The sequence below is a fragment of the Deferrisoma camini S3R1 genome, from assembly GCF_000526155.1.
GTDB lineage: Bacteria > Desulfobacterota > Deferrisomatia > Deferrisomatales > Deferrisomataceae > Deferrisoma > Deferrisoma camini.
In genome coordinates this window covers 2,273,952-2,284,023 of record NZ_JAFN01000001.1, presented here as the reverse complement: position 1 = coordinate 2,284,023, position 10,072 = coordinate 2,273,952, and the positions used below count along the sequence as shown (strand labels likewise).

The following is a 10,072-nucleotide window of genomic DNA, read 5'->3' as shown; positions in this document are numbered from 1 at the left end:
TGGTGCGTCTCAAGGTGGTCCCCAGGGGGACTTCGGGGCCCCCGGGAAGACGTGGCGCGCCCCGCGGGGGGGAGACGTGACAAGGGGCGGAAAGTACCTGTACTTCGATCTGGAGAAGACACCGCTGAACCCGGACGAAGGCGTGATCGCACTCACCTTCTACCGGGGGAACGAGTCTGAGACCGAGGCGCTGTTCAGTTTGGCCGATGCCTCGTGGCACCGGATGCTGGTGTTCGAGGTCCACTGGTGGGAACCGGTGCCGGAGCTGCGGCTGGAAGATTTCGGGGCTAGGATCCTTCCGGACGCTTTCGTACCGTTGCCAGAGCCGGTTGGGGTCGGGGACCGGGTGAGGGTGGTGCTGAGGTGGAGGAGAGGGCAGATCTCCTTGAACGTGAACGGAGTGGATCTTGGGGCGGGCACGGGGGGCAACATGGAAAACTTCATCGCATTGCTTCGACAGGCCCGGTATCTGGTGATCGGAGCAGAGACGGATCGGGAGCTCCCGCGGGGAGCCTGGTCGCAGCTGGCATCATCCCTGGTGGACTTCCGGGTGGGGGACTCCTTCGGGGAGGACCTGGGGTCGGGGACCGGAGCTGCCGTAGTCGCTTTGGGAGCCGAGAAATCCCTCTACGGTGCAGACCAGGAGATCAGCGTGACCCTGCGGGGGGCGCCGGACAAGGCGGCGGCGTTTTCGATTGCTGGGGTGGCCGAGAACGTGGCCATGACCGAGGTGGACGACGGGGTGTACGTGGGCAAGGTGGCCGTGCCGGAGGGTGCGAACGGCGACTTCGCGCTCACGGGCACCCTCACGGATCCGGCCACGGGCGAGGCGGCGACCCTAGAAGGCCCGACAATCACGATCGACACCACGGCTCCGGACCCTGTGCCGGCGGGGCGGATTCTGGCCACGTCACCGTGGCCTGGGGAGATCGAGGTCACGTGGGAGGCGAGCCCTTCGGCCGACGTGGACCACTACGAGATCTACCGGGGTGAGGGGGCCGACCCGGATCTGTCCGCCGATCCCTACGAGAGCACCCGAAAGCTCTCGTTCACGGACACCGCCGTGGTGGCGGGGCTGGAATACCGTTACGCCGTGGTGGCGGTGGACCGGGCGGGGAACCGAAGCGAGGCGAGCGACATCGTTTCGGCCGAGGCGGTTGCGGGCGAAGGCCCGGCCATCACCGGGGTCACGGTGGAGCCCTTCGGGAAACCGGTGAAGCCCGGCGAGACCGTAACGATCACGGTGACGGGCCAGAGCGGGGCCACCGTGACGGCGGATCTCGGCACCCTGGCGGCGGGTCTTCCCCTGACGGAGGCGGGGCGCACGGGCCGATACACGGGCACCTACACCGTGACCGACGCGGACGTGGGCCCGACCAAAACCCTTCACCGGGTAGTGGTCCACGTGGCGGACGCTTTTGGGTCAGCCGACCGGGCCGGGCCGGAGGTGGCCGTAGTGGGCTTGGACGCCTTGAACGATACTACCCCCCCGGTTATCGTTTCGGCCGAGAACGATTCCTTTGCAGCGGTGGGCTTCAGCGGCAAGCTGGTGGCCGGCGACGTCCTTACGGTCACCATGGAAGGTGAGCCCGGGGGATACGCGAGTTTCGACATCAAAGGGGTGGCCCAGGGCATCCCGATGACCGAGGTGGAGCCAGGAACCTATCGGGGCACCTACACCGTGGGCTGGGACGACCAGGGAACCGACGTGCCGGTGGTGGTGCACCTCTCGGACGACGCCGGGAACGAGTCCACCCAGGCGGCGGGTCGGCCGGTGAGCTTCGACACCCGGGTGCGGCTCGTGGTGACGGCCCGGGACACGCTCCTTCCGGCAGACCAAAAGAGCAGCACGCGGCTCGCGGTAAAGGCCGAGAACGCCAACGGCGACCCGGTAAGCGGCCACGAGCTGGTGCTTACCCTGTCTACGACAGAGGAGTACACGGGGGTGGTGGGCGGGGGCCGTCTCGAGGATCGGGAGGCCAGGATCGACGACGTGGACGACGTGGAGGTGAAGTGGGGCGGGGTGACGGACGCCTTTGGGGAGGTCGCCGCGACCTACACGGCGGGGTTTGCGGCGAAGACCGCGCTGATCGTCGCCAAGGACCTGACCACGGGGGACGTGGGCGCGGGGTGGCTCAACACCTACGTGGCCTCCACGGTGGCGATCGAGCTTGTGCCCCGGGCCCGGAGAGGGCTCGTGGACCGGGCCGTGCTCACGATGTCGGCGGAACCGGCCTGGCTCACGGCGGACGGCCGCTCGACGAGCCGGATCCAGGCGAAGCTCGTGGACCTCGAGGGGAACCCGATCGAGGGGGCGCGGGTTCGGTTTGCGCTGGGGAACGAGAACGGCCGGCTGCGGGTGCTGCGGGGTGGGCGCACGGACGAGCGGGGCATCGCCGAGGCCGAGTACCGGGCGGGCACGGTGGCCGGGTTCGTTACGATCACGGCGGCGAACGAGGACTGGGGCGTGACCCAGGCGCTCCAGATCGAGCTCCGGGCCGACGCCCCGGCCAAGATCGATCTGGTTGCCTCGACCACGCGGCTACCGGCGGACGGGCGGAGCACGGCGGAGCTCTCGGTGCGGGTGACGGACATCCACGACAACCCGAACATCGAGGTGCCGGTCCTCTTCACGGTTCTGGAAGGATCGGGATCCGTCACGCCGAAGAGTGCGCAAACGGACCGGAACGGCGAGGCCGTAGTCACGTTCCGGGCGGGTCGGCGAACGGGCACGGTGATCGTGGAGGCGCGGCACACGAGTCGGGCGCCCACGGAGGAGGAACTCCGGCGGGTGTACGGCACGGTGTTCGTGCCGCGGCTCGAGGAGCGGCAGGAGCGGGACCGCATCCGGGTGGCGGAGTGGCTGGTAGAGCCGGGGGACGAGATGGAGAAGGGCCAGCCCTTGGTGGTGCTGGAGGGCCGCAAGACCACCTGGACGCTCGCGTCGCCGGAGAAGGGGGTGTTCGTCCGAGAGGTGAAGCACCGCCGGGACCGGGTGGAGCTCGGCGACACCTTGGGGTACGTGGAGATCGACGAGGACGTGTGGAAAAACGAGTATGTTGGGACGTTAGGACGTTAGGACGGGGCGCGCGGGCACCCGCCACGCGTCACCGGTCACTTGTCACTGGTCTCAGACCAAGGAGCGAGCCATGAAGAGGACGACCTACGTAAAGCCCAAGATCGTGGGGACCTCCAGCGTGCATCCCTGCTGAAGAAGCACGGCACGAGGTTCGGAAAGAGGGTCGGCGGTTTGCCGGCCCTCTTTCCGGTTGGACTCCCGTGCGCTCCCCAAATGGACGGACGGAGGGGCCGCGCCTCGGCGCCCCCCCACGGAACCGGGGGCAACGGGCGGGAATCTCGTCCGGGCGGTGCACGGGCCCGTTTGACCCGCGTGTGATGCAACCGGTACTTCCTCCCGAGGGCGAAGCAGGACCGGGGACGGACACCCTTGCTTCCTACATCTACTCACTCCGCGAGGTCGACCATGCGCCCCGCTTGGGGGCTGTGGTCGGGGCGAGCGTTGTTGGACATCCGGATTGCTGGGGCGCTCTACTTCGCTTCCGGCGTGGTGGCCCTGAGCCTGGAGATCCTCTGGTTCCGGGCCCTGGAGCTGGTCGTGGGCGCATCCGCACCAGCGGTTGTTGTTCTGCTGTCGGGGTACATGGGGGGGCTCGCGGCCGGCACATGGTTGGGGGGGCGGTGGGGCTGGTATGGGGCCAGGAGGCCCGGCCGGGCTCTCGCTGCCCTCCACGTGCTGGTGGGGGTAACGGGGTTGGCTTTGATGTTGTTCTTCCCCGTCGTCCCCGCGCCCCCGTGGTTCTCTCCGGCCGCCCGCCGGGTCATGGCGTTTGTCGTGATGGTTCTCGTGGCCGCACCAGTGGGCGGCATGTTTCCTGTGCTGGCCGCTGTGCTGCCCAGCGGCGGCCGGCGGGCACCTCACTTGGCCTTGCTCTACGGCCTCAACATCCTGGGTGCGGCCACCGGCACCGTGCTCGTCTCATTCTTGGGGCTGGAACTCCTGGGCGCACGTGCCTGTGCCGGCTGGTCCGCAGCGGCCTCCGTCGTGTTGGCGGGTCTGTTCCTCGGCACGGGCGGAGCTGTGCGGCGGGGGCAGCCCTCATCCCCGCCAGCCTCGGCTCGCCACGCGGGAACCGCCGTACGGTGGATCGTCATAGCTTTTTCTCTGGGGTTCTTGGGGCTTGGCTTGCAGACGGCAGCCGTGAGAGCTTTGACCCCCATCATGGGGCTCAGCATCTACGCTTTGGCCGGCACGGTGGTGCCTTTTTTGTTGGGTCTGGGTACCGGAAGCCTGCTGGCCGCGCGTGTGGCCCCCAATGCCTCGCGGTGGTCTTCCTCCATCGCGGCCTCAGCGGCCGGGCTGCTGGCGCTTCTCCCGTGGACCTTACCCCAGCTTCCCTGGACCGTGGTGTGGCTGGCCGATCGTTTGCCTCCGGCAGGGGTGCAATGGATCGATCTGCTGACGGCCCAGGGCTTGTGTGCCATGGTGGTGTTGTACCCGGGGGCCGTTGCGCTGGGGGCTCTTTTCCCCCTGGTGCTCGCCATGTCAGCTCCCGTCGGTGGCCCGGGAGGGCACCAGACCGGTGTGTTGGTGGCGGCGAACACCCTGGGGGCGGTGTTTGGGCCGGTGATCGTCAACAGCCTACTCGTAGGGCAGGTGGGCGTGGATGGCGCGTACCGGACGATGGCGGGGGGGTATGTCTTGGTCGGTGCGGCGTTGTTGCCGAAGCTCCGATGGCGCGTACCGATGCCGTTCCTGGTGTTGGCGGTGTCGGCGGGACTGCTGCTGGTCGCCGCCCCGTCGCCATCGCCCTTGACGGTGCACTCCGGAGTGTACTGGGCGGCCCCGAGATACGCAAAAAATCTTGCCTTCTCTCCCCCAATGCAAGCCGTGGCAGCCGGGCGACGCTCACAGCTGTTGGCCGTGATCGAGGGGCCAATAGGCACGGTACTGGTGGTGGAGCAGGGGGCGCAACGCTATCTGATCATCGATGGAAAGCCGGCTTCCAACACGTTGCTCGATAGCCCAACCCAGCGGATGCTGGCCCGGTTGCCCATGTCACTGAAGCCCGATGCGAAGCGGGTGCTCGTCATAGGATGGGGAAGTGGTCAGACGGTTGACCAGATCTTGCGCTACCCGGTCCGGGAGGTGGTGTGCGTAGAGATCTCGCCCGAGGTCGTACGGGCGGCTCCGTGGTTTAGAGACGTGAACGCCCGGGCCGTTCAGGACCCACGGCTCACCCTGGTCGTTGATGACGCTCGCCACTTCCTTGCTTCGGGCCGGGAGCCTTTCGATATTATTGTCTCCCAGCCCTCGAACCCGTGGGTGGGGTTTTCCTGGGCCTTGTTCACCCGAGAGTTCCTGACGATGTGCCGGGACCGACTGGCGGAGGGCGGGCTGATGGTCCAGTGGTTCCAGACATACGGAACGGCCCCCAGGGACTTGGCGATATTCGAGGCCACCTTTGCCCGCGTTTTCCCCGAATGGTCCCTTTGGGTGCCTCAGCGGGGGGATCTGCTGCTGCTCGCCCCCGACCGGGGCCGGGCCCCTTCCTCGCGCCTCCCCGCAGCGAACCGACAGGCCTACGCAGGGCCTCGAACCGCGCGTGACCTGACCGAGGAGGTTCCCCTCAACACCGACGATCGTCCCGTGTTGAGTTTCCGCACGGCCCGGCACATGCTCACCCACGCTGTGCTCGTGGATCGGCAAGAGCGGCTTCGATAGGAGAGCGCCGTCCAGAGACGGCGGTGGCCCGCGGCCGCTACTTTCTCCTCACCACGCGCAGGCCTTCCGTCCAGCTCGCGGTGTAGGCGTAAGCACCGTTGACGTATACATTCATCGCGAACGGGACCATCTCGTCGCTCTGCCATGCAAACCGGGGGCGGTGTGGGTCGCTGTAGTCCACCACTACCATCCCGTCGAACATGGCCCCCAGATACACGCTTCCCCGGCTTGCGGAGAGCCCTTCCAGGTTGAGGCCACTCCCCAACTTCGCACCTTGTGCCTCCAGGTCGTCCGCGTCGGTCACGCCTATGAGCCGCACGTCGGTGGGGTCGCGAACATCGTACTGGTACAGCCGGTCCGCAGCCACGTACACATACGTGCCGTCGATGGCGCAGTCCACCGCGCTCGATGTTTCGGCTGACTGCCACACCACCACGGGGCTGGACGGCTCTCGCACGTCCACCACGGTCAGCACGGGGCCGTCCGTCGCCACGAAAGCGTAGCCGCTGCGATGCTCGACGCCCTCGCCGGCCATGGGAAGGCTTCCCAGGAGCGAGGGCGCCTTCGGATCCGTCACGTCGTACACCTGGAACGCCGCGTCTCCGATGGCGTACAGAGCCGTGCCATCGAGCGATATCCCGTACACGCGGTTGTCCGTGACTGTCTCGCCGAGCTTCACCGGGCTGGTCGGATCGGCCAGGGAGTAGACCGCAACTCCCCCTTCCTGCAACGATGTGAGGTTCCAACCACAATACAAAAGGGGCCAGTCGAGGGCCGCGGCCTCACAGTTGCGGTCCCCCAAAACGCCCCCGATGAAGGCGGGCGCGGTTGGGTCGGACACGTCGACCACCTCGAACCCGTTTTCCACGTCGCAAAGGACAACGATGCCTTCGTGGCCGACCACGTCCTGAATGTTGATCGCGTCCACCCCGGGAATATCCTCCGGTGTCAGCACCCCGACCGTCTTGCCGACGGAGGAGTTGGGCTGGAGGGTCAAGTTCACCATCATGGGCACGCCGTCGCCCTCCAAGCGCGCCCAGGCGGTGCCGGAGTACCGGTAGGCCCGGTACTGGGCGGTGACCTCGTGCACACCTTGGGGCACGAAGGAAAAACGGAACGCGCCCTCCGCATCCGTAAGGGTGGAAACCTGATCTCCGAGAGTGACCCGGATTCCCGGCAGCCGCCCCAGACCTGAGACGTCGACGGTGCCCATCACGGTTCCCCCCGCGGACCCGCCGACCTCATCACCGTCGCCGGAGGATGCCGCGCACGCTCCCAACAAAGGCAGACTGGCTATCCCTATTGCGGCTAGGGCCCCGTGCCACGACCGCTTTTTCATGACCACATTCCCTCCTCACACAAGACGCCAGCGCTTTGGTATGCCAATGGCCTTGCGCGTGGTACGCGTTTCAGAGTCACCCTACACCACAAGGTAAGGGGGCGGAAGGGGGGTGCTCACGGTTCCCCATGGGAGGGACGGGCGGGGGGGGCGGGAGGAGCTCCAGGCCCCCTTTTTATCGGTTTCGTCGGAAGTTCGGTGTCCAGCGGAATCCACGCCTCCGGTCCCACGGCCGGCGAGGCGGTCAAAGGCGGGGAAAATCGCACTCGGTCGAGGGTGAACTTTTCCTGGCCGGTTCCCCAGTTGGTATAGGCCACCTTCGGTTCGTCCCGGCCGTCCCAGATGCGTGAGAGATTTGCCTCGGGGCCGGCCTCCATCTCGGACCGTGTCTCCTCGTCCCAGTCGTTCTCGCTCACGTCCACCACGCCGGCTGCTCCGGGCAGCGTTCCGCGAAGCATCATGGGGTTGCGGGTATTGCGCTCCCGGGCTTTCCCCAACGTGATCCTTGCAGACCCCTGACGCCGTTCCCAGTCGGCCGACATGAACCGGCCGAGCTTCACGTGCCAGTCGTTGTCGGCAAACCGGTTTCGACGCACCTCCGGGTACGACGAGAAGTCCAGGAACAGGGCGGTGCCGTTCCGTTCGAATCGGTTTCCCCGAATCTTTGCCCCGGACTTGTGGTCCAGGCGCACGGCCTCTGCGTTCCCCTCGAACGCGTTGAACCGCAGGAGCGGTCCGCAAAACTCCTTGGCGTCGAAGGCGACCCGGTTGCCCCGGAACGCGCTCGCCTCGACCAGGGGGTGGCTCGTCGACCGGGCCACCACGGCCGCCCGGTTCTCCTCGAACCGGCAAAACGAGATCCGGGGGCTGCGGCGCGACTGGCGAAGGAACACGGCCGCGCCGGTGTGGCCCGTGAACGAGCAGCCCTCCAGCGCCGTGTCGGCCCCGTTCGTCTGGCTGTAGCCGGTCTCGTTCGCCTCGAACCGGCAGCCCCGCAGCGTGAGCCGCACCGAGTTTCCGGCCCCCACGCCCACCGTGTTCTTTCGGAACGCTGCCCCGTCTACCGTGACGAGGGCCCCGTTGTCGGCCGCGAGCCCGAGGTCGTTTTCCTCGAACGCGACGTCCCCCAGGACGGCGCGGGTGCGCATCTGGAGCCTGAGGGCGGTGGCGTTCTTCCGGAAGGCCGATTCCGTGGCCACCACCGTGCCGGCCGTGGCCCCGACCACCGTGCCGCAGCCCTCGGCCTCGACCCGGTGGAGCCGCACCACGGCCTCCGGCGTGTTGGCCTGGAACACGGGCTGAGGGGCCTCCCGGGTGCCGGTGATCCGCACGGGCGACTCCGCGGTGCCCAGCAGGTAGGCCTTGCCCTGCACGAGCACGGTGCCCCCGGGGCCGGCCGCGATCTCCGTGCCGGGTTCGACCACGAGGATCTGGTCGGCCGTGACGGTCAGCGGCGCATCGAGCGCCACGCGCCCGCTCCAGCGGATCTGGGTATCCTCGGCCCGGGCGCAGACGGCGACGAGGAACGAAAGGAGAATCACGAAGCGCCTCACCGCTCCTCCCCCCGCTCCAGAAAACGCCGCACTGCCCGGCAGAACCGCTGGATGTCTCCGACGCGGTCCCGCAGGATGCCGTAGACCAGGAAGTCGTCGATGTCGCCGTAGTTGTGGACGATAAGGTTCCGGAATCCCGCCATGGGCTCGATGCGGCGGCCCAGGTCCTCGTCCAGGACACCGTGCTTCGTGAGAAGGCGGAACACCTCCCGGTTGGTCTGCGGTTCGCCCCACCCCTCGTCGGCGAGGATGTGCTGGCCAAGGTCGAGGCACGCCTCGATGGCGATCTGGAGCGTGCGCTCCGCGAACCGGCGGGTGCGTACGTCGTCCCGGTACTCCTCGAACGTTAGGTCGCCGAGCACGGTGAGGTCTCCAAGGTATCCCTCGATGAGGGCGAGCAGGCGGTGGGCCAGCGCCACGTCAACCATGATGTAGTGCCTCCTTGGCCTTCCGGGCGCGCACCTCCCGGTAGATCCGGCGGCGGTGCTCGCCGTCGAGCCAGAGTTTTCGACTGCGTACGATCCAGGCGATGCGGGCGCTGCGGTCCCGCTCCCACAGGAGCCGGCCCTTCATCCGGACCTCGCGCTGGAGCACCGGGTCGGCCCGGTTCAGGTACACCACGTCCACCCGGGTGCCGAGCCGGTCCTCGAGTTCGCCCATGACCCGGAGGATGTGATCGTAGTGGGCGAGGTAGTCGAAGCCTTCGCGCATGAGGAGCGCCACGTCGACGTCGCTTCCCGGCTTCTCCCGCCCGGTGGCCCGCGAGCCGAAGAGATACGCGGCCACCACGTCGGGGTCGTCGCCCACCACCTCGACAACGGCGCGGCGGATGGTTTCGATGTCGTGCGGGGGACCCACGTGGAGAACTCCCTGGACGTGTGGTGTCAGTCGTGCTCGGTAGGCAGTATAATACGGCTGCTCGGCAGAGAACCAAGGGCGGGGGCGGGAGGTGTGGCATGGGTGGGAAACCGGCGCGGTATGTGACGGACGAGCAAGGGAATCCGGTTGCCGTGATCGTTTCGCTGGGTGACTACCGCCGGATGCTGGAGGCTCTAGAGGAGCTGGAAAGCATCCGCGCTTACGATGCCGCGAAAGCATCGGGGGACGAGACCGTGGATTTCGAGGCGGCAGTGCAAGAGATCGAGGAGAGACGGGGGGGGTGAGGTACAGGCTCCGGATCCTCCGTCGCGCCCAGAAGGAACTCGCCGGGTTGCCATCGAAGAGCTACGAGGCGGTGCGGGACGCCATCCGGGCGTTAGCCGAAAACCCGCGACCCACCCAGGCTCGAAAGCTCGTGGGCCGGGATGGGTGGAGGGTGCGAATCGGGTCCTACCGCGTGATCTACGAGATCGACGACGAGCAGGGTGTCGTCGTGGTGCTCCATGTGGGGCACCGGCGCGATGTGTATCGCTGAAGGCCGAGCATGGGGAACCGCAT

Annotated in this window: 8 protein-coding genes; 4 read left to right on the top strand and 4 right to left on the bottom strand. The window is 67.5% G+C overall.

All coding sequences use genetic code 11. The features are described from left to right. Positions 1-76: 76 nt before the first annotated feature. Positions 77-3,079, top strand: a complete 3,003-nt coding sequence (locus DEFCA_RS0110035) for an Ig-like domain-containing protein (protein WP_025322889.1) — start codon at positions 77-79, stop codon at positions 3,077-3,079. A 444-nt stretch (positions 3,080-3,523) separates the two neighbouring features. Further along, positions 3,524-5,743 (top strand): spermine/spermidine synthase domain-containing protein, encoded by a 2,220-nt coding sequence (locus tag DEFCA_RS0110030; protein WP_169709535.1) that lies wholly within the window; start codon positions 3,524-3,526, stop codon positions 5,741-5,743. A gap of 37 nt (positions 5,744-5,780) precedes the next feature. Here DEFCA_RS0110030 and DEFCA_RS0110025 read toward each other — a convergent pair whose 3' ends face one another. The 4 genes from DEFCA_RS0110025 to mntA form a co-directional block, all read right to left on the bottom strand. After that, complete coding sequence (locus DEFCA_RS0110025; protein WP_169709534.1) at positions 5,781-7,082, bottom strand: hypothetical protein; 1,302 nt, start codon at positions 7,080-7,082, stop codon at positions 5,781-5,783. Between the two features lie 116 nt (positions 7,083-7,198). Continuing rightward, complete coding sequence (locus DEFCA_RS0110020) at positions 7,199-8,635, bottom strand: right-handed parallel beta-helix repeat-containing protein (RefSeq protein WP_025322886.1); 1,437 nt, start codon at positions 8,633-8,635, stop codon at positions 7,199-7,201. Then, the gene (gene hepT / locus DEFCA_RS0110015) at positions 8,632-9,063 is read right to left on the bottom strand and encodes a type VII toxin-antitoxin system HepT family RNase toxin (RefSeq protein WP_025322885.1); all 432 of its coding nucleotides are present in this window, start codon (positions 9,061-9,063) and stop codon (positions 8,632-8,634) included. Before hepT ends, DEFCA_RS0110020 begins: the two co-directional genes overlap by 4 nt. Further along, positions 9,056-9,493 carry a type VII toxin-antitoxin system MntA family adenylyltransferase antitoxin gene (gene mntA / locus DEFCA_RS0110010; RefSeq protein WP_025322884.1) on the bottom strand — a complete coding sequence of 146 codons (438 nt, stop codon included), beginning with the start codon at positions 9,491-9,493 and terminating at the stop codon, positions 9,056-9,058. Before mntA ends, hepT begins: the two co-directional genes overlap by 8 nt. Before the next feature lie 98 nt (positions 9,494-9,591). Here mntA and DEFCA_RS0110005 point away from each other — a divergent pair, with 98 nt between their 5' ends. Then, positions 9,592-9,798, top strand: coding sequence for a type II toxin-antitoxin system Phd/YefM family antitoxin (locus tag DEFCA_RS0110005; RefSeq protein WP_025322883.1), 207 nt, complete (start codon positions 9,592-9,594; stop codon positions 9,796-9,798). Further along, positions 9,795-10,049: a type II toxin-antitoxin system RelE family toxin gene (locus tag DEFCA_RS0110000; protein WP_025322882.1), complete on the top strand. Its 255-nt coding sequence runs from the start codon at positions 9,795-9,797 to the stop codon at positions 10,047-10,049. Before DEFCA_RS0110005 ends, DEFCA_RS0110000 begins: the two co-directional genes overlap by 4 nt. Positions 10,050-10,072: the final 23 nt, after the last annotated feature.

Excerpts from the sequence above, each read along its gene's own strand:
- DEFCA_RS0110025 (WP_169709534.1), bottom strand. The coding sequence starts at position 7,082 with ATGAAAAAGCGGTCGTGGCACGGGGCCCTAGCCGCAATAGGGATAGCC.
- DEFCA_RS0110005 (WP_025322883.1), top strand. The coding sequence starts at position 9,592 with ATGGGTGGGAAACCGGCGCGGTATGTGACGGACGAGCAAGGGAATCCG.
- hepT (WP_025322885.1), bottom strand. The coding sequence starts at position 9,063 with ATGGTTGACGTGGCGCTGGCCCACCGCCTGCTCGCCCTCATCGAGGGA.